Source organism: Pseudomonas profundi (assembly GCF_008638305.1).
GTDB lineage: Bacteria > Pseudomonadota > Gammaproteobacteria > Pseudomonadales > Pseudomonadaceae > Halopseudomonas > Halopseudomonas profundi.
In genome coordinates, this window is sequence record NZ_VTPZ01000016.1 from 40008 (window position 1) to 62238 (window position 22231).

General features: G+C 58.5%; 25 protein-coding genes. 12 read left to right on the forward strand and 13 right to left on the reverse strand.

Annotated elements, in window-relative coordinates; translation table 11 throughout:
* Positions 1–255: 255 nt before the first annotated feature.
* Both FZE95_RS17425 and glnA read right to left on the reverse strand, forming a co-directional pair.
* Positions 256–897, reverse strand: a complete 642-nt coding sequence (locus FZE95_RS17425) for a DUF4124 domain-containing protein (RefSeq protein ID WP_150302097.1) — start codon at positions 895–897, stop codon at positions 256–258.
* Positions 898–1040: 143 nt separating this feature from the next.
* Positions 1041–2444, reverse strand: coding sequence for a glutamate--ammonia ligase (gene glnA / locus FZE95_RS17430; RefSeq protein WP_150302098.1), 1404 nt, complete (start codon positions 2442–2444; stop codon positions 1041–1043).
* 554 nt (positions 2445–2998) lie between these two features.
* Here glnA and thiI point away from each other — a divergent pair.
* The 11 genes from thiI to dtd all read left to right on the forward strand — a co-directional run bounded on the left by thiI (position 2999) and on the right by dtd (position 14367).
* Complete coding sequence (gene thiI, locus FZE95_RS17435) at positions 2999–4456, forward strand: tRNA uracil 4-sulfurtransferase ThiI (RefSeq protein WP_150302099.1); 1458 nt, start codon at positions 2999–3001, stop codon at positions 4454–4456.
* Between the two features lie 141 nt (positions 4457–4597).
* Positions 4598–6409 (forward strand): translational GTPase TypA, encoded by a 1812-nt coding sequence (gene typA, locus FZE95_RS17440; protein WP_150302100.1) that lies wholly within the window; start codon positions 4598–4600, stop codon positions 6407–6409.
* Between the two features lie 523 nt (positions 6410–6932).
* Positions 6933–8441, forward strand: coding sequence for an RICIN domain-containing protein (locus FZE95_RS17445; protein ID WP_150302101.1), 1509 nt, complete (start codon positions 6933–6935; stop codon positions 8439–8441).
* Between the two features lie 137 nt (positions 8442–8578).
* The gene (locus FZE95_RS17450) at positions 8579–8830 is read left to right on the forward strand and encodes a GlsB/YeaQ/YmgE family stress response membrane protein (RefSeq protein WP_150302102.1); all 252 of its coding nucleotides are present in this window, start codon (positions 8579–8581) and stop codon (positions 8828–8830) included.
* Between the two features lie 150 nt (positions 8831–8980).
* Entirely contained in the window at positions 8981–9436 is a 456-nt protein-coding gene (locus tag FZE95_RS17455) for a VOC family protein (RefSeq protein WP_150302103.1), read from the forward strand.
* Positions 9437–9514: 78 nt separating this feature from the next.
* On the forward strand, positions 9515–10036 hold the full coding sequence (sodC, locus tag FZE95_RS17460; RefSeq protein ID WP_150302104.1) for a superoxide dismutase family protein: 522 nt from the start codon (positions 9515–9517) through the stop codon (positions 10034–10036).
* Between the two features lie 140 nt (positions 10037–10176).
* Positions 10177–10713, forward strand: coding sequence for a DUF924 family protein (locus FZE95_RS17465; RefSeq protein ID WP_150302105.1), 537 nt, complete (start codon positions 10177–10179; stop codon positions 10711–10713).
* A 133-nt stretch (positions 10714–10846) separates the two neighbouring features.
* Positions 10847–12181: an META domain-containing protein gene (locus tag FZE95_RS17470; protein ID WP_150302106.1), complete on the forward strand. Its 1335-nt coding sequence runs from the start codon at positions 10847–10849 to the stop codon at positions 12179–12181.
* Positions 12182–12285: 104 nt separating this feature from the next.
* On the forward strand, positions 12286–12864 hold the full coding sequence (locus FZE95_RS17475) for an NnrU family protein (protein WP_150302107.1): 579 nt from the start codon (positions 12286–12288) through the stop codon (positions 12862–12864).
* 91 nt (positions 12865–12955) lie between these two features.
* A complete protein-coding gene (gene pip / locus FZE95_RS17480; protein WP_150302108.1) occupies positions 12956–13927 on the forward strand; it encodes a prolyl aminopeptidase in 972 nt (323 codons plus the stop codon).
* A gap of 2 nt (positions 13928–13929) precedes the next feature.
* A complete protein-coding gene (dtd, locus tag FZE95_RS17485; RefSeq protein ID WP_150302109.1) occupies positions 13930–14367 on the forward strand; it encodes a D-aminoacyl-tRNA deacylase in 438 nt (145 codons plus the stop codon).
* Positions 14368–14369: 2 nt separating this feature from the next.
* On the opposite strand, the gene FZE95_RS17490 is transcribed toward dtd, so the two are convergent.
* The 11 genes from FZE95_RS17490 to ubiE form a co-directional block, all read right to left on the reverse strand.
* The gene (locus FZE95_RS17490; RefSeq protein ID WP_150302110.1) at positions 14370–14963 is read right to left on the reverse strand and encodes a 2-hydroxychromene-2-carboxylate isomerase; all 594 of its coding nucleotides are present in this window, start codon (positions 14961–14963) and stop codon (positions 14370–14372) included.
* Positions 14964–14987: 24 nt separating this feature from the next.
* Entirely contained in the window at positions 14988–15716 is a 729-nt protein-coding gene (locus FZE95_RS17495; protein ID WP_150302111.1) for an SDR family oxidoreductase, read from the reverse strand.
* Positions 15717–15810: 94 nt separating this feature from the next.
* Positions 15811–16518, reverse strand: coding sequence for a 16S rRNA (uracil(1498)-N(3))-methyltransferase (locus tag FZE95_RS17500; RefSeq protein ID WP_150302112.1), 708 nt, complete (start codon positions 16516–16518; stop codon positions 15811–15813).
* Entirely contained in the window at positions 16515–17315 is an 801-nt protein-coding gene (gene tatC, locus FZE95_RS17505; protein ID WP_223825117.1) for a twin-arginine translocase subunit TatC, read from the reverse strand. The genes FZE95_RS17500 and tatC overlap by 4 nt, the downstream gene beginning before the upstream one ends.
* The gene (gene tatB / locus FZE95_RS17510; RefSeq protein WP_150302113.1) at positions 17284–17742 is read right to left on the reverse strand and encodes a Sec-independent protein translocase protein TatB; all 459 of its coding nucleotides are present in this window, start codon (positions 17740–17742) and stop codon (positions 17284–17286) included. The genes tatC and tatB overlap by 32 nt, the downstream gene beginning before the upstream one ends.
* A 6-nt stretch (positions 17743–17748) precedes the next feature.
* Positions 17749–17979, reverse strand: a complete 231-nt coding sequence (gene tatA, locus FZE95_RS17515; protein ID WP_150302114.1) for a twin-arginine translocase TatA/TatE family subunit — start codon at positions 17977–17979, stop codon at positions 17749–17751.
* 23 nt (positions 17980–18002) lie between these two features.
* Positions 18003–18335 (reverse strand): phosphoribosyl-ATP diphosphatase, encoded by a 333-nt coding sequence (locus FZE95_RS17520; RefSeq protein ID WP_150302115.1) that lies wholly within the window; start codon positions 18333–18335, stop codon positions 18003–18005.
* On the reverse strand, positions 18328–18741 hold the full coding sequence (hisI, locus tag FZE95_RS17525; protein WP_150302116.1) for a phosphoribosyl-AMP cyclohydrolase: 414 nt from the start codon (positions 18739–18741) through the stop codon (positions 18328–18330). Before hisI ends, FZE95_RS17520 begins: the two co-directional genes overlap by 8 nt.
* 72 nt (positions 18742–18813) lie before the next feature.
* The gene (gene ubiB, locus FZE95_RS17530; RefSeq protein WP_150302117.1) at positions 18814–20409 is read right to left on the reverse strand and encodes a ubiquinone biosynthesis regulatory protein kinase UbiB; all 1596 of its coding nucleotides are present in this window, start codon (positions 20407–20409) and stop codon (positions 18814–18816) included.
* Positions 20406–21029: a ubiquinone biosynthesis accessory factor UbiJ gene (locus tag FZE95_RS17535; protein ID WP_150302118.1), complete on the reverse strand. Its 624-nt coding sequence runs from the start codon at positions 21027–21029 to the stop codon at positions 20406–20408. Before FZE95_RS17535 ends, ubiB begins: the two co-directional genes overlap by 4 nt.
* Entirely contained in the window at positions 21029–21790 is a 762-nt protein-coding gene (ubiE, locus tag FZE95_RS17540; RefSeq protein ID WP_150302119.1) for a bifunctional demethylmenaquinone methyltransferase/2-methoxy-6-polyprenyl-1,4-benzoquinol methylase UbiE, read from the reverse strand. The genes FZE95_RS17535 and ubiE overlap by 1 nt, the downstream gene beginning before the upstream one ends.
* Before the next feature lie 156 nt (positions 21791–21946).
* Between ubiE and FZE95_RS17545 the strand changes: the two genes are divergently transcribed.
* Positions 21947–22222, forward strand: coding sequence for a polyhydroxyalkanoic acid system family protein (locus FZE95_RS17545; protein WP_150302120.1), 276 nt, complete (start codon positions 21947–21949; stop codon positions 22220–22222).
* Positions 22223–22231 lie beyond the last annotated feature (9 nt).

Below are 22231 nucleotides of genomic sequence, written 5' to 3' on the forward strand. Positions count from 1 at the left end.
ACCCTGGAGCGCTGCTCACAAATGAGGGCGGATAAAACAGTGGAAAGGCTACATTTCAGACCATACCCTCAAAAAAGGCCCGTTTATGGAGCCGTCGATCAATCCACTGTTCGCCTGAATGGGTGGCAACGCACCAGAACCCTGCACCCCATGTGGCCGGGTTGGTCCAGGCGAGTCGATGATGCTGTTGAGATGGGCATTGAAATGACAAGTGTGCACCAAACAGGTGCGCACCTGTAGGGAGGGTGTTCTGTTTCAGTTACCCGATCGGCTGGGGGCGGGGACGTTAGGTGCGCGTGGCGCGGCGGGAGCACGCGGCGCCTGATTGGCGTTGGCGCGGCCAGGCTGGTTGAGCGAGGTGCGTTGGATGTGAATCCGCAGCGGGTCGCTGCGCTGGATGATTTCGCCTCGAGCGTTAACGACGACAGCGGTGACCGTGTGGCTGCCCCGATCCAACTCGTTGATCTGCAGCTGATGGGCTGCATTGCCGTTTCCGGGTACCGCCTCTTCGGCAAGTTTGCCATCCACTTCTGCACGTAGCAGGTGGTTGCCGCTCAGCGGTGGGTTGGTCTCCACGGTAAGACTTAACGTACCGTCGTTGGCGCGAACGGCCTGGTCATGTGTGGGTGAGGTAATCGCCAGGCGCTGGTAAACCGTCTGGGATTGCTGTCCGGACGTCTGCGAACGGTCCCGGTCGTTTTGCCATTCCATCGCTGAGGGTGATGGTGGCTCGATGGTGTTCACCGGCCCCAGATCAATGCTGTCTGCCTTCGGGTGAGGCTGATCGGAGAAAACACGGTTGCCGTTTTCGTCGGTCCACGAATAGACCTGGGCTGAAAGGCTGCCAGCGTATAGCGCCAGCAAGATCATGCTGGCCAGAATCGATATGCGAACCATGCTGCTTCACTCCTGTGGATTACCCTTGGGCAGACCCTAGAGTTGCACTCCGCGGGATGGCTGGCAAGTTGCTATGTCACAGTTGCTGACAGACGAAAAAAAAGGGCGTCCAAACGGACGCCCTCCTGCATGTCTGCAATCGATCAGACGCTGTAGTACAGATCGTACTCGAGCGGATGAACGAAAGTGCGCACCTTCAGCTCTTCTGCCGCTTTCAGTTCGATGAACGCGTCGATCAGTTCATCGGTGAATACGCCGCCCTTGGTCAGATACTCGCGGTCGCCGCTAAGCGCCTCGAGTGCCTCCTTCAGGCTGCCACAGACCTGCGGAATCTGCTGCGCTTCTTCCGGCGGCAGGTCATACAGGTTCTTGTCTGCAGCGTCGCCAGGGTGAATCTTGTTCTGGATGCCATCCAGGCCAGCCATCAACAGTGCAGCAAAGGCCAGGTAGGGGTTGGCAGCCGGATCAGGGAAGCGTGCTTCGATACGACGCGCCTTCGGGCTGGAGACATAGGGAATACGGATCGACGCGGAACGGTTGCGAGCCGAGTAGGCCAGCATGACCGGTGCTTCGAAGCCCGGAACCAGACGCTTGTAGGAGTTGGTCGACGGGTTGGTGAACGCGTTCAATGACTTGCCATGCTTGATGATACCGCCGATGAAGAACAGCGCAGTATCGGACAGGCCGGAATAGCCTTCACCTGCGAAGGTGTTCTTGCCATCCTTGGAGATCGACATGTGCACGTGCATGCCGGATCCGTTATCGCCATACAGCGGCTTGGGCATGAAGGTAGCAGTCTTGCCGAAGGCATCCGCCACGTTATGCACGCAGTATTTCAGAGTCTGTACTTCGTCAGCCTTGTGCACCAGCGTGTTGAACTGCACACCGATCTCGTTCTGGCCAGCGGTGGCTACTTCGTGGTGGTGTACTTCGATGACCAGGCCCATTTCTTCCATGGCGTTACACATGGCGGTACGGATTTCGTGGTCGTGATCAACCGGCGGCACCGGGAAGTAGCCGCCCTTGGTAGCGGGACGGTGACCCTTGTTACCGGTTTCGTAGTCGGCGTCAGTGTTCCAGCCCGCCTGCTCGGAGAAGATCTTGAACATGGAGCCTGACATGTCGGACTTGAACTTCACTTCGTCAAACACGAAGAACTCGGGCTCCGGGCCGACAAAAACGGTATCGCCGATGCCGGTGGACTTCAGATACTCCTCGGCACGCCGGGCGATGCTGCGCGGATCGCGCTCATAACCCTGCATGGTGGACGGCTCGATGATGTCGCAGACGATGATCAGGGTCGGCTCTTCGGTAAAAGGGTCGAGGACCGAGGTTTCGTCATCAGGCATCAGAATCATGTCGGAAGCTTCGATTCCCTTCCAGCCAGCGATGGAGGAGCCGTCGAACATCTTGCCTTCTTCAAAGAAGTCATCCTTTACATCGCGGGCCGGCATGGTTACGTGGTGTTGCTTGCCCTTTGTATCCGTGAAGCGTAGATCGACCCACTTCACGTCAAATTCCTGGATCAGTTGCATCGCTTTCGACATGGTTTCCTCCAAAGAAACATTTGCCCGGGCGTCTCGCCCGGATCTTCAAATTCGAGCGGAATTTAGTTCCCGCATCCGCTGAGCTACAAGGTAGCAAAAGCTGTGCCATTTCTAAGTGCACGCTGAAATGAGCATGATAGAGCAGTAGCGCGGCTTTTGGTGCAAAAAGGTGCCGTTGCGCTGCGCAATAAGAGTGCAGTAAAGCACGTTAGTGATCAAAAATGGTGCAGATTATCGCGCGGCTAGAGGCGGAAGCTGGAAGCGTAGGCTTCAGGCTGGAAGGTCGAACCTTGCGTTGGCAGGTGAGGTCCGGCCATCAGCCGAGTGAGCCGAAAGACCTGCCCACACTTCGCAACTGTCGTGCTGTTTGCGCCAACGGTCGCTTCATAAATTGACCATCGCTGGCGGAGCAAGCGCAACAATCAACCAACAACTCCGACCTAACCCTTCCAGCTTCCAGCTTCCAGCTTCCAGCCCCACCGTCCGACGCTCAACGCCCCATCAACCCCCGGTAAGCGCGTATAATGCTGCGCTTTGCCTGGTTGTAGCTGCCCATGAAACTGATTATCAAGTTCTTTCCCGAAATCACCATCAAGACGCGCCAGGTGCGCAAGCGATTCGTGCACCAGCTCAAGACCAACGTCCGGGTGCTGCTCGCGGCGATCGATCCTGCTGCGCGGGTGGCTGGTTCCTGGGACAGTCTTGAAGTGATTCTCGGTGATGATCCGGCCCTGCAGCAGCAATGTATCGAGCGCCTGTGTAATACGCCGGGTATCGCCCATCTGCTGGAGGTGCGTGATTACCCGCTGGGCACACTTGAGGAGCTGGCGGAGCTGTGCATCGCCTGCTTTGGAGACCAGGTTCGTGGACGCACTTTTGCGGTGCGCTGCAAGCGTGTGGGGCGGCATTCATTCAGCTCCCAGGACGCAGCGCGGCTGGTTGGCGAGCAGCTGATGTTGCGTTGCGGTGCGGCGGGCGTATCGCTCAAGGCGCCCGAGGTCGCGGTAAAGATGGAGATTCGGGACAACCGGGTGTGGCTAATCCAGGCGCGCCATGAAGGGATGGGCGGGTTTCCACTGGGGACGCTGGAGCCGGTGCTCAGCCTGCTTTCCGGTGGCTTCGATTCCACTGTCGCCAGTTATCAGATGCTGCAGCGCGGTCTTTTGCCGCATTTCGTCTTCTTCAACCTCGGTGGTCGCGCCCACGAGCTGGGCGTACGGCAGGTAGCGCATTATTTGTGGGAACGCTACGCCGCCAGCCATCGCCTGCGGTTTATCAGCGTTCCGTTCGAGGGAGTGGTGGCGGAGCTGTTGCAAAACGTGGAGAACAGCCAGATGGGTGTTGTGCTCAAGCGCATGATGCTGCGAGCGTCCAACCGCATCGCCTGGCGACTGGATTTGAACGCATTGGTCACCGGCGAGGCGATATCGCAGGTGGCCAGCCAGACCCTGCCGAATCTGGCGGTGATCGATCAGGTCAGCGATCTGCTGGTGCTGCGTCCGCTGATTACCAGCAGCAAGATGGACATTATCGATACGGCGCGGCGCATCGGTACCGAAGCCTTTTCCAGCAGCATGCCGGAGTATTGCGGGGTGATCTCGGTCAATCCGGCGATCCGCACGAAGCCGGCGAAGGTGGCCGAGGCTGAAGCCGGGTTCGATTTCGCGATTCTCGACGAGGCGGTAAAGAATGCTCGCTATACCGATTGCAGCGAGCTTGAACTGGACCTCGAGGGAGCCGACGCCGTGGAGCTGGTAAGCCAGGCGCTGCCCGGTCAGGTAGTGCTGGATATCCGTGCGCCGGACGAGCAGGAGCTCAATCCGCTACAACTGCCGGGCGTTGAGGTCATGCACGTTCCGTTCTATACGTTGAACAGTCGCTTCTCCGAACTGGACGCTTCGCGCGCTTATCTCCTGTACTGCGACAAGGGCGTAATGAGCCAGCTGCACGCTCAGTATCTGCTCGATGCGGGGCATGGCAACATCCGTGTGCTACGATTGCCCAAGGTCTGAGCGAGAGCTGCAGACGGTTCGAAAAATAGCGCGTGGCGGTGTTTCGTACAAAAAACATACACTGTCACGGCTGTCTCTGTATAATGCCCCCCTCATTTTTATAAGCCGGCGAACTGCCGCGCATTTCCCAGGACGTCCATAGTGATCGAGAATCTCCGTAACATAGCCATCATTGCCCACGTCGACCACGGCAAGACCACATTGGTCGATAAGCTGCTGCGTCTGTCCGGCACCCTGGACCGTAAGGAGCTCGAGAACGAGCGCGTGATGGACAGCAATGACCAGGAAAAAGAGCGCGGTATCACCATTCTGGCGAAGAACACCGCTCTGAAATGGAATGGCTACGACATCAATATCGTCGACACCCCCGGCCACGCCGATTTCGGTGGCGAAGTAGAACGCGTAATGAGCATGGTCGACTCCGTGCTGCTGGTGGTTGACGCGCAGGATGGTCCCATGCCGCAGACGCGTTTCGTTACCCAGAAAGCATTCAAGGCGGGTCTGCGCCCGATTGTGGTCATCAACAAGATTGACCGTCCCGGCGCGCGTGCCGACTGGGTCGTCGACCAGATCTTCGATCTGTTTGATAACCTCGGCGCTACCGATGAGCAGTTGGACTTCCCTATCGTGTACGCCAGCGCCCTGAACGGGATCGCCGGTCTGGACCACGAGAATATGGACGACGACATGGATGCGCTGTTCCAGGCAATCGTCGACCACGTTCCGGCGCCTGATGTTGACGTTGACGGCCCGTTCCAGATGCAGATCTCCCAGCTGGACTACAACAGCTTCCTGGGTGTAATCGGTATCGGTCGTATCGCCCGCGGCACCGTCAAGACCAACACGCCGGTTATCGCCATTGGTGCCGATGGCAAGAAGCGCCAGGGCCGGATCCTGAAGATCATGGGTCACTCGGGTCTGCAGCGCGTTGAAGTCGATCAGGCTCAGGCTGGCGATATCGTCTGCGTCAGTGGTATGGACGAGCTGTATATTTCCGACACGCTGTGCGACATGAACAATGTCGAAGCGCTGCCACCGTTGTCAGTCGACGAGCCGACCGTCTCGATGACGTTCCAGGTCAACGATTCACCCTTCTGCGGTAAGGAAGGCAAGTTCGTTACCAGCCGCAACATCAAGGAGCGTCTGGAAAAGGAGCTGCTGCACAACGTTGCGCTGCGTGTTGAGCAGGGCGATGACGCTGACAAGTTCAAGGTTTCCGGTCGTGGCGAACTGCACCTGTCGGTACTGATTGAAACCATGCGTCGTGAAGGCTTCGAGCTGGCCGTAGGCCGTCCGGAAGTGGTTATCAAGGAAATCGACGGCGAGAAGCAGGAGCCGTACGAAAACGTCACCATCGATATCGAAGAAATTCACCAGGGTCCGGTGATGGAGCAGATGGGTCTGCGTAAAGGCGACCTGAGCAACATGGTTCCGGATGGCAAGGGCCGTATCCGTCTCGAGTACACCGTACCGGCACGCGGTCTGATCGGTTTCCGTAACTCCTTCCTGACCATGACCTCGGGCAGCGGTATTCTGACCTCTACCTTCAGTCATTACGGTCCGATCAAGAGTGGTGAAGTCGGCCAGCGTCAGAGCGGTGTGCTGGTCTCCATGGCTTCGGGCAAGGCGCTGACCTATTCGCTGGAAACCCTGCAGAGCCGCGGCAAGCTGTTTCTTGCACCGGGTGATGAAATCTATGAAGGTCAGCTGGCCGGCATCCATAGCCGTGACAACGATCTGGTGATCAACCCCACCAAGGGCAAGAAGCTCGACAACATGCGCGCTTCCGGCAAGGACGAGACCATTGCACTGGTTCCGCCGATCCGCTTCACCCTCGAACAGGCGCTGGAGTTCATCGATGATGACGAGCTGGTCGAGGTCACGCCGAAGTCGATTCGCCTGCGCAAGAAGATTCTCGACGAGAACCTGCGCAAGCGCGCCAGCAAGGGCTAAGGCTTTACGCTGATCAAAGAACCCGCCACTCCGGCGGGTTTTTTGTGTCTGCTCGTCCGCTTCTGCGCAGAGATGAATACCACATCATGCTTCTCGGATGGTGGCTAATTCACATATAGATCAACGACTTAACCCATTTGTGTGAAAGGGCTGGCCTGCGGCGGCTGCCCACCCGATTGGGTTTGCGAACTGCCCCGCTTTTTCAGGTTTTGGCGTTATGCCTTTCTGAGCGCGCCGACTAGGGTTACTGCACCCTGGCCGGGACCCAATCAGGAAGCCAACAATGTCACCATGCTCAGCCCTCCGTTTGCTCGCGGCCCTGGTCGCACCCACCTTGATTTTAGCCGCCCCGGCGCCAGTGACTGCCGGGCCCGGTCTCCCGCTTTGCCTGGGACCATGATGCTTTCGGCCAATCCGGTGCCGACACCGGAGCCGGGAGCAGAGATAACCGCCAGCACGCGCGTAGTGGGCAACCGGTTGACCGGGCAGTAGCGCACCCAACTCACCTGACTGGAGACTTTCCATGCCTCTTATCAATACCCATCGATTACAACGGCCGGGTCTGCTGCTGCTCAGCCTGCTTATTTCTGCCGCCGCGCATGCGGAGGTTGAAGACGGTCGCTATACCATCGTCTCGCGCCACAGTGGGCTGGCGCTTGCGATAGAGGGGAACAGCCAGACCGATGGCGCCAACGTCATACAGAGCAATCTGAACGGTGCGGCTAACCAGCAATTCGACGTGGATAATCTGGGCAACGGTTATTATTCGATCCGACCGGCGCACAGCGCGAAATCGCTGGATGTGTATGAATTCAGTACCGAGCCTGGAGGTGATATACGCCAGTGGTCCTTTACACAAGGCTATAACCAGCAATGGGAGATCAAGGAAGCCGGCGATCGCCACCACAAGATTATCTTGCGGCACAGTGGCCTGGCACTGGATGTGTGGGAGTGGAGCACGCGCGGTGGCGGTGATATTCGCCAGTGGACTGATACTGGCGGTGTGAACCAGCAGTGGGAGTTTCGCGCGGTTGGCGATACCGGTGGCGGCGGCACGCCCGGCGCAACGGCCTGCCTTTCCAGCCCGCCGGGCTTTGCCGCGCAGGGTAACGGCACTACCGGTGGGGCCGGCGGTCAGGAAGTGACGGTCAGCACCGGACGTGAGCTGTCCGCGGCTATCAGCAATCACACCAATGCATGGAAGAGCAACAAGTCGCACCGTACCGTTATCCGCGTCAACGGCACCATCAATGCGGGCAACTCCGGGGTAAACCGGTTTGATATCAAGGATACCGGTAACCTGTCGATTATCGGTGTTGGCAACCGCGGCGTACTGGACGGGCGCGGGCTGCTGGTAAGGGGCTCAAGCAACATCATTATCCGTAACCTGAGCATTCATCACGTTCGCGACGGCAGTGGTGACGGTATCGAGCTTGATGGCACGCGGCCGGTGCGCAACGTCTGGGTCGACCACAATACCTTCTACAACACGCTGGACATGGACAAGGATTACTACGACAGCCTGATCGACGGCAAGCTCGACGTCAGCCACGTCACCCTGTCGTACAACATCTTTCGCGACAGCTGGAAAACTTCGCTCTGGGGCCACAGTGACAGCAGCGAGGATGACCGCCGCATTACCTTTGCTTTCAACCACTTCGATAACGTCTACTCCCGCGCGCCCTTGTTGCGCTTCGGCCAGACGCATATCTACAACAACTACTACAGCCGGATTCTGGATACCGGTATCAATACCCGCATGGGTAACCGGGTGCGGATCGACAACAACGTCTTCGAGAACGCCAGGAACCCGATTGTTTCCTGTTACAGCAGCCAGATCGGCTTCTGGGATGCTCGCAACAATCAGTTCAACAACGTGACCTGGCAGGATGGCTCCGATTGCAGTATTGCCGGTCCGAACCCCGGCGCTGCTGTCAGTTACACGCCACCTTATCGCTATGATCTGCTGCCGACCAGTCAGGTCAAGAGCCATGTGATGGCCAATGCCGGGGCGGGTCGCTGCCAGTTTTAGCCCTGCAATACCGACCGCATCGCTCGAACAAGGCGCGGCGTTGTTTATGCCGACCCTGTCGTTAGCGAACTGAGTTGCACCTCTCTGGTCTCAAGCGTTACGCAATGTTTGCGCTTGAGACCAGAGGAGGTATATCCATGGGTATTATCGGTACGATCATCATTGGCCTTATCGTGGGCCTGATCGCCCGTTTTCTCAAACCGGGCAACGACAGTATGGGTTGGATCATGACCATTCTGCTCGGTATCGGCGGTTCTCTCCTGGCGACCTATGGCGGGCAGGCGCTGGGGCTTTACGAGGCTGGAGAAGGCGCAGGCTTCATTGGAGCGGTCATTGGTGCGATCATCCTGCTGGTGATCTACGGCATGGTAACCCGTGGCAAGGATTAAGCATGAGTAGAACAACAGGGCTGCCTTCGCGCAGCCCTGTTTCGTTTCAGGGCCTGCTGCGATTTTGAGCTGGCTGTCGAGTTTCCCGCGTATCAGCTGGCTAAACTGAACTAGGCTGTATTGTCAGGCAGGCCAAAGGCAGGACATTCCATGTTCACCTATATCACACTTGGCAGTAGCGACCTGGAGCGCTCGGCGCGCTTTTACGACCAGGCCCTTGCTCCGCTCGGTATCTCCCGTTGTGGTGGATCTCAGGACGAAGCGGGATGGGAAGATATCGTCGGCTGGGGTGTCTACGAACAGGAGGGCGCAACGGAGCTGGCGTTGTGGCTGTGCAGACCCTTCGATGGAGGTGCTGCCACGGTTGGTAACGGCACCATGGTTGCGCTGAAAGCTGATAGCTGGGGCGCCGTACGGGCGTTTTACCAGGCGGCGCTGGATAACGGTGGCACCAGTGAGGGTGAACCGGGGCTGCGTCCGCACTACGCGGATGACTTTTTTGCGGCCTATGTTCGCGATCCGGATGGCAACAAACTGGCGGCGGTATGCCGTGGTTTTACTGAAGAGCAAGCCACCGCCTCAGCATGTTCGTCGCAGGCTTCCTGAAACGCTGGGGCGGCGGAATAGGTAGAAACGATGCATAACCGAGCTTTAAAGCTCGACCAAGCAAACAAAGGAGACATTATGAGAGCAATTCATTGGCTGGCATTGGGTGCGGCGATGTCCGTAGGGACTGTCCAGGCTGCGTCCAGCGAAGTCACCATGAACCAGGTCAGCAGCGATGGAGTAGGCGAATTCGTTGGTCAGATAACTATCAATGAAACCGAACATGGTTTGGTCTTCACCCCCAAGTTGAATTCACTGCCCGCCGGGATTCATGGCTTCCATGTACATGAAACAGGAAACTGTGAGCCGGCCATGAGCGAGGGCGAGAACGTGGCAGCCAAGTCGGCCGGTGGTCATTTCGATCCAGACGACAAGGGCGAGCATGACGGGCCCTATGGTCAAGGCCACTTGGGTGACCTGCCGGCGCTGTATGTCGGGGATGATGGCAATGCCCATTACCCGGTTCTCGCGCCGCGAATCAAAACGCTGGAAGAAATCAAAGGTCGTGCGCTCATGATTCATGCTGGAGGTGACAATCATTCCGACGAGCCCCAGCCTCTTGGTGGTGGCGGGAAGCGGATTGCCTGCGGCGTGATCTAGGCGCAGACATTGTCGCGGCTTTCTGAGCCTGATGCTGGCAGGACCGAGCGTCCCGCCAGCTTCATATTGTGAAGTTCGCGGCGTGTGACTATTGGCGTGATCCCGGCAGCGGGGCAGTTCTTACCGATGAGCATGAGCGTATGTACTCCAATGTTCTGAATTTCTGGTTCAACGAACTCAAGCCAGCGATGTGGTGGAAGAAAGATCCGCAACTTGACCGGCTCATCGTTGACTGCTTTGGGGCGGTGCACGGGCAGGCTATTCGCGGCGAGCTCTTTAGCTGGCGCGAGAGTGCCGAGGGCCGGCTGGCAGAGATCATAGTGCTGGACCAATTTTCGAGAAACATCTACCGCGACCGCCCGCAGGCGTTCGCTTGGGATGGCATGGCTCTGGTGCTGGCTCAGGAGGCCATTACTGAAAAGGCTGACCAGAACCTCACCCTCGACCAGCGCAGCTTTATGTACATGCCTTTCATGCACAGCGAATCCTTGGTGATTCACGAACAGGCGATGCAGCTGTTTTCAATCAAGGGGTTGGAGACCAGCTTCAGGTTCGAACAGCGCCATAAGGAAATCCTTGAGCGTTTCGGCCGCTATCCCCATCGCAATGCGGCTTTGGGTCGCCCGTCCACTGATGCCGAAATCGCCTTTCTCAAACAGCCGGGCTCGAGCTTCTGATCCCGTTGCTATCTAATGATTTAACCTCGTGAATCGCTGGTGGCGGGTCAGTTGACTCTGCCCCTGGCTGCTGTGCTGTGAACGCGGTGAGGGATGTGGCAGTCTGACGGGATGCCATCAGAGGAGTCCATTAATGCGGTATCTGCTATCTGCCATGCTCATGAGTGTCTCGCTGTCCATGTTGACCGGCTGTAGCGATGACTCGCCCGCGCCTGCTCAAACGCCCCCCGTTGACGCCTCTCCGGCGGGGGATGAACAGACGCAGATGTTGCGCATCACAGGCGACCTGACCTATCAGGCGCGCACGGCCCTGCAACCGGAAAGTCAGGCTGTGATCGAGCTGCGCTACGCAGCGCCGGGTGAAACTGAGCCGGAAAGTGTTCTGGCCCGCCAGCGCATCGAACTGATCGGCCGTAACGTCCCCGTGCATTTTGTGCTCGAGGTCGACCCCGAGCAATTGCAGCGCGCCGATGCCTATCAGTTACGCGCCATGATCATGGAAGGTGAACGGGCCACCTGGTTGGCCGAACCCGTGGAGATCGGCCCAACAGCGGAGAAAATCAACCTCGGTGAGTTGGTACTGCTACCGCATCGAGAGGCAGCCTTCTCCAGCATCCTGTCCTGTGGGCAGGCTCAGATCAGCGTTGGTTATGAAGGCGATGATCTGATTCTCGAGGTGGCAGACGACGAATACATATTGCTCCCGGTTGAGACGCATGCTGGCGCCCGGTTCGAGGCTGAAGGGGACCCTGCGACGCGCTTCTGGAGCCGTGGGAACAGCGCCTTGCTGACACTTCAAGGCAAAGCTTACCCCGAATGCGTGCCGCCGGGAGCGCTGCCCAAACCATTCCTCGCCTCTGGCAACGAGCCGGCCTGGCATGTGCGGCTGGAGAACGGCGAATTGACCTGGCAGCGTCCCGATCAGGATCAGGAATTCACAGCGCCGTACCAGATCATTGACGACAATAGCGAGGGCGTGACCATCGAAGCCGGCCAGGAGGGCAGTGATCACGGGTTACGCCTGACCGCCCATCGCAGCATCTGTTACGACAGCATGACCGCGATGCCGTACCCGCGCGAGGTTTCCCTGACAGTTGATGGAGAGGCGTTGCAGGGCTGTGGCGGAGACCCAGCGCGCTTGCTGCAGGGCGCTGAGTGGGTTGTTGAGGATATCAACGGCGGAGGGATTATCGATGGCTCGCGGGTCGAGTTGGCCTTTTTGCATAATGATCGACTGGCGGGACAGGCGTCCTGCAATAACTACTCGGCCGAGTATGAATTGACCACAGAAGCGCTGGTGGTGGGGGACGTAATCAGCACTAAAAAAGCCTGCCCGCCGGCATTAATGGAGCAGGAACATCGCTTTCTCGATATGCTGCAGCGTGTGCAGCAATTCAGGTTCAACGAACAGGATGCGCTGGTTCTGCTTACTGCGGAAGGCGAATCGCTGACGGCAAGAATGCGCTAAAACGGTTTGCGGGTTGCCGTTATCGGGAGTCAACGCGGCGTCGCATCGGGTGTGCGCTGATCCCCATGCTGCCCGCACACCCATAACAACAGAAAGGATAGAAAATGTTAGCTCTGGTAGCAGGTTTGGTGATCTTTCTCGGCATTCATTCGACGGGGTTGTTCGCTCCCGATTGGCGCGCTGCGCAAAAACAGCGGCTCGGGCAGAACGCCTGGAAGGGTATCTATTCATTAACCGCGCTGATCGGTCTGGTGCTTATCGTCTGGGGTTATGGTCAGGCACGGCTGGATCCCACATGGTTATGGATCCCGCCGGTCTGGACACGGCATCTTGCGGCGCTGTTGACGATACCGGCATTCATTCTGCTGGTAGCCACCTATCTGCCCGGCACGAAGATGAAAGCGCGGATAGGGCACCCGATGCTGCTCGGCGTCAAGTTCTGGGCCATTGCGCACCTTCTGGCCAACGGCACCCTGGCCGATCTGCTGCTGTTTGGAGGCTTCCTGGCGTGGGCCGTAGCGCTGTTTATTGTCCTGCGCCGACGTGATCGCGCTGCCGGTGTGGTACGGCCTGCAGGCAAGTTGAGCCGTGATGTGATGGCGGTAGTAGTCGGGTTGGTACTCTGGGTTATATTCGCGCTCTGGTTGCATCAATGGTTGATTGGTGTGCGTCCGTTCGGCTAGATGACGCAGGCAGGTGACAGTAATAACGCCGGTGAGTAATGTTGGTAAAAACAGTATCGGTTGAGACGAGTCGACATTCAGGAGCCCGACCATGCAACTGTTGTATCCGGAGATCAAACCCTACGCTCGCCATGAACTGGCCGTCGAGGCCCCCCACGTTTTATATGTTGATGAAAGCGGTGAGCCGGACGGTCTGCCGGTGGTCTTTCTGCATGGCGGACCGGGTGCCGGTTGCGACGCGCTAAGCCGGCGTTTCTTCGACCCTTCGGTGTATCGCATCATCACTTTCGACCAGCGCGGAGCGGGTCGCTCGACGCCGCACGCCAGTCTCGAGAACAACACTACAGCCCATCTGGTCAGCGATATGGAAGCGCTGCGTGAGTATCTGAAGATCGATAAATGGGTGCTGTTCGGTGGCTCCTGGGGTTCGACGCTGGCATTGGCATATGCCCAGGCGCATCCGGACAGGGTCAGTGGCATTATCCTGCGTGGTGTTTTTCTCTGCCGCGACCAGGACATACGCTGGTTTTACCAGGAAGGCGCGAGCCACATCTTTCCGGATTACTGGGAGGACTATGCTTCGCTTATTCCGGAGGTCGAGCGTGGCGATATGGTCTCGGCCTATTATCGCCGGTTGATTGGTGATGACGAGATCCGCCGGATGCACGCGGCCAGGAGCTGGTCAGTATGGGAAGGCCGCTGCGCCACGTTGCGTCCCAGTGCGCAAGTGCTCGACCGGTTCAATGACTCACGTCGTGCTTATGCAATGGCCCGGATCGAGTGTCACTACTTTATCAACAAGGCTTTTCTTGAGCCGGATCAGCTACTGCGTGACATGCCGTCTATTGCACATATCCCTGGCATTCTTATCCATGGTCGTTATGACATGGTGTGTCCGCTGGATAATGCCTACGCCTTGCACCAGAGCTGGCCGGGCAGTGAGCTACAGATTATCCGTGACGCCGGGCACGCTGCGTCCGAGGCCGGCACGGCCGACGCGCTGGTTCGTGCCACACAGTCCATGGCGCAACGCCTGTTACACCTGCCTCCCCAGGCAGAATAGGCATGAAGGGATTGCTGCAGCGGGTCAGCCAGGCCCGGGTAGAGGTAAATGGAGAAGTTGTCGGGGCGATCGACCATGGTCTGCTCGTGCTGATTGGCATCGAGCCAGAGGATGATTACACCCGCGCCGATAAATTGCTGCAACGGCTACTGCGTTATCGGGTCTTCAACGATGCGGAGGGCCGTATGAACGCCTCGCTGCAAGACGTCGAGGGAGGGTTGCTCCTGGTCTCGCAATTCACTCTCGCAGCCGACACACGCAAGGGATTGCGGCCGGGGTTTTCCACAGCGGCGCCGCCAGAACGGGCCGCTGAGTTGTTTGAATACCTGCTCGGGCAAGCTCGCGAGCATCACACTCACGTTAGCAGCGGAAAATTCGGCGCTGACATGCAGGTGCATCTGGTCAACGACGGGCCGGTTACCTTTCTCCTGGAGGTATGATCCTAGCCTTCGCGCGCTAGGGCCTCTTCTACGAAATCCAGACGGTCTTGCCCGAAGAAGAGTTCGTCGTCGACGAAGATACTGGGAGCGCCAAACACACCCCTGGCAATGGCTTGCTCGGTGGTCTGGCGCAGCCGGTCCTTTACCGCCGGATCACCGATCAAGCCCATCACTTCTGCCGGGTTGAATCCGTTACGTTCGAGCACCTGGGCGACGATCTTCGGCTTGCCCATGTCCAGTTCGTCTACCCAGATGGCAGTGAAAACGGCGCGCAGATAGCGATCGAGCTGTTCGGTATTCTGATAAGCAGCCGCCCCACGCATCAGCTGCAGCGTATTGATCGGAAAAAACGGGTTGTGGTTGAGCGGCACACCGTAGCGCCGGGCGAAGCGCTGGAAATCCTGACGGGTGTAATTGCCCTTGGCCGGTACGCTCGCCGGTGAGCTATTGCCCGTGGCCTGAAACACGGCGCCAAGCAGCATTGGCTTGAGTTCCAGGGCAGCATTGTGGCGTTGTGCAATGGCCTTGATCTGGGTCCATGCGAGATAGCTGGCCGGACTACCGACATCAAAATAGAACTCGATTTTTTTATTCATTGCAGGTTCCTGGTGTTGAGATTTTCAGAAGGTTTCCATCCACGGACGCAGATCCAGCTCATGCGTCCAGCAGTCCCGCGGTTGGCAATGCAGCTGCCAGTACTGCTCGGCGATGTGCTCCGGGTCGAGAATGCCGGCCTGGTCCTTCAGGGCATACCGGTCGGGAAAGTTGTCGCGAATGAAGGCGGTATCTATCGCGCCGTCGATGATCGGATGTGCGACGTGGATGCCTTGGGGACCCAGTTCGCGGGCCATGCTCTGGGCAAGAGCGCGCAGCGCGAACTTGGCGCCGGCAAAAGCGCTGAAACCACTGCTGCCGCGCAGCGAAGCCGTGGCGCCGGTGAAGATAATAGTGCCGCGCTGGCGGGGCAGCATCACCCTGGCGGCCTCGCGGCCGGTAAGGAAGCCAGCCAGCGCGGCCATTTCCCATACCTTGCGATATACCCGTTCGGTGGTTTCGGTAATCGAAAATTGTACATTCGCGCCGATATTGAATATCACCACCGCAATCTCACCCAGGTCGCGTTCAATCTCATCAAATAGCGCGACCATCTGCTCCTCACGGCGGGCATCACAGCCGAACGGGTACGCCTTGCCTCCGGCGGCCTCGATGTCGCTTACCAGCGGTGCCAACTTGTCCGCCTGGCGGCGGGTGACGCATACAGCAAAACCCTCACGGGCAAATCGCCGGGCAATGGCGCTGCCCGTGGCATCGCCGGCGCCGATCACAACGGCAACAGATGGTCTGGACATGAATGCTCCTATGCTTGCGTTTTATAGGTGGATCTCCAGGGCCTTGGCGCGCTGATCTGCGGAGATGAGACGACGACGGCTTGGCCTGCAGGTATCAATAAAGCCTGGATATCAAGGCTGTTACAGCTGTTTCGACCCGCAGGATTCGTTCGCCCAGTTGCACCGGTGTGAAGCCGGCCTCGATCAGTTTTTCAACTTCGTAGGGTATCCAGCCGCCCTCCGGTCCGATAGCCAGGGTGGCCGGGGAGGCCAGGGCGCGCGGGCAGGGTGGATAGTCACCGGGATGGGCGACCATCGCCTGGCTGCCGATAATCAGCTCGGGGAGACGGTCTTCAACGAAGGGTTTGAAGCGCTTCTCGATGATGATTTCAGGCAACACCGTATCCCGGGCCTGCTCAAGCCCCAGCAACAGATTCTCGCGTAGCGCAGCCGGTTCAAGAAAAGGTGTCTGCCAGAAGCTTTTCTCGACGCGATAACTGTTGAGCAGAATAATGCGCGGCACGCCGAGGGTGGCGCAGTGCTGCATGATGCGGCGGAACATCTTGGGCCGCGGCATTGCCAGCAGCAGCGTGAGTGGGAGCTTGGGGGGCGGAGGAGCGTCCAGGGTAATGTTGAGTTCGGCCTGGTTATCCGAGAGCGAGAGAATCTGTGCCTGTCCCATCATCCCGCCAATCCGGCCTACCCGCAGCGTATCGCCGGTGCTCAGCTGCTGAATCTCGAGCATATGACGCAGACGGCGACCGCTCAGTTTTACATGGGAGGCATCGCTGAAATCCTGCTCGTCGAGCAAGAGCAGGTTCATGCTGGCGGATTGTCCTGCGCGTCCTGCTCGGCGTCCTTCTTACGTTTGAGCAGCAGGCTGAACAGAATCCCTACCTCGTACAGCAACCACATGGGACCTGCCAACAAGGCCTGGGAAATCACATCCGGAGGCGTCAGCACCATACCGATGATGAAACAGCCCACGATCACGTAAGGCCGTATTTCACGCAGCTTGGCTACATCCACCGCTCCCGTGAGAACCAGCAGAACCGTCGCCACCGGGATTTCAAACGACAGGCCGAATGCCATAAACAGGGTCAGGACGAAATCCAGATACTTGTTGATATCGGTCATGACAGCCACGCCGGCCGGCGCGGTACTGGTGAAGAAACCGAACACCAGCGGGAACACCACGTAATAGGCGAACGCCATGCCGGAATAGAACAGAATGATGCTGGACGCCAGCAAGGGTATCGCCAGTCGTTTTTCGTGGCGGTACAGGCCCGGGGCGATGAAGCCCCAGATCTGATGCAGCACGAAGGGCATGGCGAGGAACAATGCGCTGATCAGGGCCAGTTTGAAGGGCGTCAGGAAGGGCGATGCCACGTCGGTGGCAATCATGCTGGTGCCTTCCGGCAGGAACACGCGCAGCGGCTCGGATATGAAAGTGTAAAGGTCGTTGGCGAAGTAGAACAGGCCAGCGAACACCAGCATCCAGATCACGACAATACGCAGCAGTCGCGAGCGGAGTTCGGTGAGGTGTGCCACCAGGGGCATGTCTTCGGCCAGCTGGGCCGGGGTGCGCTTATCGCTCATCGGGACGTGTCGGAGAGTCATCGGTGGTATCGTCAATCGACGGCGTCGGGCCGTCGAGGGTCGCCACTGTATCGGCTGTCGGGGCAGTCTGCTCGGTGGATGTTACGGGCGTGTTACCGGCACGCTTGACGTTTGAATCGGTAACCTTGGGGTCTGCGACCGGGGCACCGGGATCCGGTTTGGCAGGTTTTTCCGGCTTGCCGCCCTGCTTGTCCTGTTTACCGCTTTTCTCCAGGTTGGACATGATCCGCTCGTTATGAAGCTGCTGGCGAATCTCGTCAGCGCCGATCTCACGCTCGACCTGAGAGCGCACGTCAGCAAAACCGCGCTTGATGCGACCAATGGTCAGCCCGGCCGTGCGCACAGCGCCGGGCAGCCGTTCGGGCCCCAGTACCAACAGGGCGACGATGGCCACCACCAGCATTTCAATGAAGCCGATATCAAACATGGACGATCAGTCCCGGGGGTGAGTTTCCGACTTTTTCTCAGGCTGAACGTCCAGGGTGTCCCCGGTCTTGTTCTGAACCGAGGGCTTTTCATCTTCATCATTGACCGATTTGCGGAAGCCCTTGATGGCTTCGCCCAGATCGCCGCCGATGCTCTTCAGGCGCTTGGTGCCGAACAGCAGGACCACGATCAGCAATACGATCAGTAATTGCCAAACACTAATGCCGCCAAAACCCATTGCAAACCTCCAGGGCAACGCCCTCAGTTATGTTGACGCGACGCCTTTTCGGCCAGGCCGGAAAGGTCAAAACGTCTTTCAAGTTCTTTCAGTACATCCTCTGGCCCGAGACCCAGATGGCTGAGCATGACCAGACTGTGGAACCACAGATCGGCCGTTTCATAGATCAGCTCCGACTTGTCATCGCTGTGCTGGCAATCCTTGGCGGCCAGAAGCGTTTCGGTACATTCCTCGCCGACTTTCTCCAGGATCTTGTTCAGCCCCTTGGCGTGCAGACTGGCCACGTAGGAAGCGTCCGCTCCAGCCTGTTTGCGTTGCTCCAGTACTTCGGCCAACCGGCTCAGCGTGTCACTCATGTTTATGCTCGTAAATGTGGTGTGGGTCCTTGATGACCGGTTCGACTGTCTGCCATTCACCGTCAGTGAATACCCGGTAAAAACAGCTCTGACGGCCGGTATGGCAAGCGATATCGCCGAGTTGCTCGACCATCATCACGATCACATCGCTGTCGCAGTCCAGGCGCAGTTCGTGCAGTACCTGGATATGGCCGGATTCTTCGCCCTTGCGCCATAGCTTGCGGCGCGAACGGGACCAGTATACCGCCCGATTCTCCTGCACGGTGAGCTGCAGCGACTCACGATTCATCCAGGCGACCATCAGCACGCGATTGCTGTGAATATCCTGGGCAATCGCAGGGATGAGGCCATTTGCGTCCCACTTTATTTCGTCGAGCCAGGCCGTATTCAAGGAAGTATCTATCATGCGTACAAGTGTGCCAGTTATCAGGGGACGGATGCCAGTTCGACGGTATCCCTCAGGGTCTATAGACAGGGTCTAGTGTTTACGGATCACCAGCCAACCACCCGTGCCCACCAGCAGCCAGTGGAGCGGCTGCGCCTGGGTCCACAGATTGACATCCGTGCCCAGACCACTGGCGCCAAGCACCACCAGCACGACACCAATCAGCCGCAAAGCGCGGCTGGAATCGTGCTTGCGAGCTGCTGGCTCCGGTTCTCGCTCCGCCAGACGGTCCATGGCGCGCCGCGTGGAGGTCAGCAGCGGTGGGATCTGCTCCAGTTGTTGGTGCAGCACACGTGCCTGCTGCTGCGGCATCATGCGCTCACGCATCCAGCGTTCCAGATAGGGCTGGGCGGTGCTCCAAAGATCCAGATCGGGATACAACTGCCGGCCCAGGCCTTCAATGTTGAGCAGCGTTTTCTGTAGCAGCACCAGCTGCGGCTGGATCTCCATATTGAAGCGTCGAGCGGTCTGAAACAGGCGCAACAACAACTGACCAAAGGAAATATCCTTCAACGGCCGAGCGAAGATCGGTTCACAGACACTGCGGATCGCCGCTTCGAATTCATTGACGCGCGTGCCCGCTGGCACCCAGCCGGAGTCGATATGCAGCTGTGCCACGCGGCGGTAATCGCGCTTGAAGAACGCCAGCAGGTTGCGCGCGAGATAATCCTGGTCCTCCGGGTTGAGGCTGCCGACGATCCCGAAATCGATGGCAATGTATTGCGGCTGCCAGGGATGGCTACGCGACACAAAAATGTTGCCCGGATGCATATCGGCATGGAAGAAACTGTCGCGAAACACCTGGGTAAAGAAAATTTCCACGCCGGCCTCGGCGAGTTTCTTCATGTCGGTGCGTTGATCGAGCAGCGCTTCCATATCCGTAACCGGCAGCCCGCTGATGCGCTCCATCACCATGACCTTGTGACGGCACCAGTTCCAGTAGACCTGTGGGATATAGAGCAGTGTGGAGTTTTCGAAATTGCGCCGCAGTTGTGAAGCGTTGGCCGCTTCACGGTACAGGTCGAGTTCGTCGAATATGGTTCGCTCGTAATCGCTGACGACCTCCACCGGGCGTAGCCGACGGCCCTCACTGGAAAAGCGTTCAAGTGTGCGTGCGGCCAGAAACAACCATTGGATGTCCTGGTGAATAGTTGCGCCAACGCCGGGTCGGGTGACCTTTACCACCACCTCGGTACCGTCATGCAGACGCGCTGCGTGTACCTGGGCCACCGATGCCGAGGCCAGCGGCTGGTCGGTAAAGCTGGCGAACACCTCGTCAATGGTCTGACCCAGCTGTTCTTCGATGCGCTGCCTGGCGAGCTCGGAGGGGAAGGGCGGGACCTTGTCCTGCAGCCAGGCCAGCTCGATTGCAACGTCGTCCGCCAGCAGATCGCGGCGCGTAGACAGGATCTGCCCGAACTTGATGAATACCGGGCCCAGATCCTCACAGGCACGGCGCAAGCGGGCGCCGCGGCTCATCTTCGGCGCGCGATGCAAACGCCAGGGGCCGATTTTCAACACGAACCGCGCAAACCACGGCAGCGGCAGCTGCAGAATGAGCTGATCGAGCCGATAGCGGGTAAAGATTTGCAGTATGCGAAACAGGCGAACAAACGCGGTGAGGTTCATGCGTCGGGGGTGTCCTGAGGCGGATTCTCTAGGCGTTGCAGGCGGGCTTCAAGCCGGTCCAGGCGCAGTTGCAGCGCGTGGAGTTCTTCTGCGGCGACGTTGGCCTCGGCTTTGCCCACCAGTTGGCGGGTTTCTTCAGTCAGATAGCGGCCCAGGCTGTGGTTCAGGCTCTGATGCGTCTGCGTGCCCCAGTCGCGGCCGCTGCGCAGCAGATTGGCAATGCCATGCGCGGGAACCGGGCCCAGCCAGCGTGCCAGTTCGGCTTCGCCATCAATCCGCAGGTCGCCGAGGATATTCTGCAGGGTGACCAATACCTGACTGTCGCCACTCAGGACCACCTGTTGATCTTGCAGCAAGCGTTGACGCTGATCGCTGAATGCCAGCTGCGCCAGCAGGCTGCTGGGCGCTGCGAGAGTGCAGTCGGGCTCAAGCTCGGACTGGCTCATCAAGCGGATTTTGCCTTCGCCGGGCAATACAAACACCTGCCAGTCAGGCGCGCTGCCGCGTATCAGGATAACCTTACCCTCCAGCGCACCGAGGCGCCTGGCGGTCAGCGGGTCACGGGCAATAGCCTGTTCCAGGCTGTACTCGATTCCCGCGAGCATGGCCTGCGTCAGCATCAGGGTTTGATTCCTCGGTGTAACGCCACGATTCCGCCGGTCATGTTGTGGTAGGTGACGCGGGCGAAACCGGCTTCTTCCATCATCGCCTTGAGGGTTTCCTGATCCGGATGCATGCGGATCGACTCGGCCAGATAACGGTAGCTTTCGGAATCCTGAGTGATGAGTTTGCCCATCAACGGCAGGAGCTTGAAGGAATACTGATCGTAGACTCTGGAGAACAACTGGTTACGCGGCTTGGAGAATTCCAGCACCAACAACCGGCCACCGGGTTTGAGCACTCGCAGCATCGAGGCGATCGCCGCTTCCTTGTGGGTAACGTTGCGCAGGCCGAAGGCAATGGTGATGCAATCGAAATGATTGTCAGGGAAGGGCAGCGCTTCGGCGTCCGCCTGAACAAAGCGGACATTGCCGGACACGCCGCAGTCGAGCAGACGATCCCGGCCGACCTTCAGCATCGATGCATTGATATCGGCCAGCACTACTTCACCATCGGGGCCGACCAGAGACGAAAACTTGCGGGCCAGATCGCCGGTGCCACCGGCAATATCGAGAACCCGGTTGCCTCGGCGGACACCTGAAAGCTCGATGGTGAAGCGTTTCCACAATCGATGGACGCCAGCCGACATCAGGTCATTCATCAAATCATATTTGGCCGCCACGGAATGGAATACATCCGCGACTTTTGCGGCTTTCTCCGATTCCGGCACGCTCTTGAAGCCGAAATGAGTGGTGTTGTCTGAGTTGTGCTTGTCAGTCATGGGGTCGGCGCCTTGGCAAATCAACCGACATTCTAACCGCAAATCGAGGGGCCGGGGCTGGTTTTGCAGCGGACAGGCTGTCGCAGTCGCGGATGACGGAAAGCCGGCATTGCGGCATGATGCCGCCTGGATCAATTCGCAGACGAGATACAATTCATGGCAACCGTAGATATCACGCGAGAACACGCTCTGGGTAAGGAAACCGCCCGGGAACGCGCACAGAAGCTGGCCGATAAACTGGCCCAGAAGCTCGATGCAAAGTGCGAATGGAAAGGCGATCAGCTGACGTTCAAGCGCAGTGGCGCCGACGGCACCATCTATGTAGCCGAGGAAAGCGTCAGGGTTGTGGTCAAACTCGGCATGATGTTCACGCCCATGTCCGGCATGGTGAAGAACGAAATCGAAAAGGCGCTGGATAAGTACCTGGCCTGACCTGGCATC

Bases quoted from the DNA above. Each gene is read 5' to 3' on its own strand.
- FZE95_RS17425 (WP_150302097.1), bottom strand. From the start codon at position 897: ATGGTTCGCATATCGATTCTGGCCAGCATGATCTTGCTGGCGCTATAC.
- glnA (WP_150302098.1), bottom strand. From the start codon at position 2,444: ATGTCGAAAGCGATGCAACTGATCCAGGAATTTGACGTGAAGTGGGTC.
- thiI (WP_150302099.1), top strand. From the start codon at position 2,999: ATGAAACTGATTATCAAGTTCTTTCCCGAAATCACCATCAAGACGCGC.
- FZE95_RS17445 (WP_150302101.1), top strand. From the start codon at position 6,933: ATGCCTCTTATCAATACCCATCGATTACAACGGCCGGGTCTGCTGCTG.
- FZE95_RS17450 (WP_150302102.1), top strand. From the start codon at position 8,579: ATGGGTATTATCGGTACGATCATCATTGGCCTTATCGTGGGCCTGATC.
- FZE95_RS17455 (WP_150302103.1), top strand. From the start codon at position 8,981: ATGTTCACCTATATCACACTTGGCAGTAGCGACCTGGAGCGCTCGGCG.
- sodC (WP_150302104.1), top strand. From the start codon at position 9,515: ATGAGAGCAATTCATTGGCTGGCATTGGGTGCGGCGATGTCCGTAGGG.
- FZE95_RS17465 (WP_150302105.1), top strand. From the start codon at position 10,177: ATGTACTCCAATGTTCTGAATTTCTGGTTCAACGAACTCAAGCCAGCG.
- FZE95_RS17470 (WP_150302106.1), top strand. From the start codon at position 10,847: ATGCGGTATCTGCTATCTGCCATGCTCATGAGTGTCTCGCTGTCCATG.
- FZE95_RS17475 (WP_150302107.1), top strand. From the start codon at position 12,286: ATGTTAGCTCTGGTAGCAGGTTTGGTGATCTTTCTCGGCATTCATTCG.
- pip (WP_150302108.1), top strand. From the start codon at position 12,956: ATGCAACTGTTGTATCCGGAGATCAAACCCTACGCTCGCCATGAACTG.
- dtd (WP_150302109.1), top strand. From the start codon at position 13,930: ATGAAGGGATTGCTGCAGCGGGTCAGCCAGGCCCGGGTAGAGGTAAAT.
- FZE95_RS17490 (WP_150302110.1), bottom strand. From the start codon at position 14,963: ATGAATAAAAAAATCGAGTTCTATTTTGATGTCGGTAGTCCGGCCAGC.
- FZE95_RS17495 (WP_150302111.1), bottom strand. From the start codon at position 15,716: ATGTCCAGACCATCTGTTGCCGTTGTGATCGGCGCCGGCGATGCCACG.
- FZE95_RS17500 (WP_150302112.1), bottom strand. From the start codon at position 16,518: ATGAACCTGCTCTTGCTCGACGAGCAGGATTTCAGCGATGCCTCCCAT.
- tatC (WP_223825117.1), bottom strand. From the start codon at position 17,315: ATGACTCTCCGACACGTCCCGATGAGCGATAAGCGCACCCCGGCCCAG.
- tatB (WP_150302113.1), bottom strand. From the start codon at position 17,742: ATGTTTGATATCGGCTTCATTGAAATGCTGGTGGTGGCCATCGTCGCC.
- tatA (WP_150302114.1), bottom strand. From the start codon at position 17,979: ATGGGTTTTGGCGGCATTAGTGTTTGGCAATTACTGATCGTATTGCTG.
- FZE95_RS17520 (WP_150302115.1), bottom strand. From the start codon at position 18,335: ATGAGTGACACGCTGAGCCGGTTGGCCGAAGTACTGGAGCAACGCAAA.
- hisI (WP_150302116.1), bottom strand. From the start codon at position 18,741: ATGATAGATACTTCCTTGAATACGGCCTGGCTCGACGAAATAAAGTGG.
- ubiB (WP_150302117.1), bottom strand. From the start codon at position 20,409: ATGAACCTCACCGCGTTTGTTCGCCTGTTTCGCATACTGCAAATCTTT.
- FZE95_RS17535 (WP_150302118.1), bottom strand. From the start codon at position 21,029: ATGCTGACGCAGGCCATGCTCGCGGGAATCGAGTACAGCCTGGAACAG.
- ubiE (WP_150302119.1), bottom strand. From the start codon at position 21,790: ATGACTGACAAGCACAACTCAGACAACACCACTCATTTCGGCTTCAAG.
- FZE95_RS17545 (WP_150302120.1), top strand. From the start codon at position 21,947: ATGGCAACCGTAGATATCACGCGAGAACACGCTCTGGGTAAGGAAACC.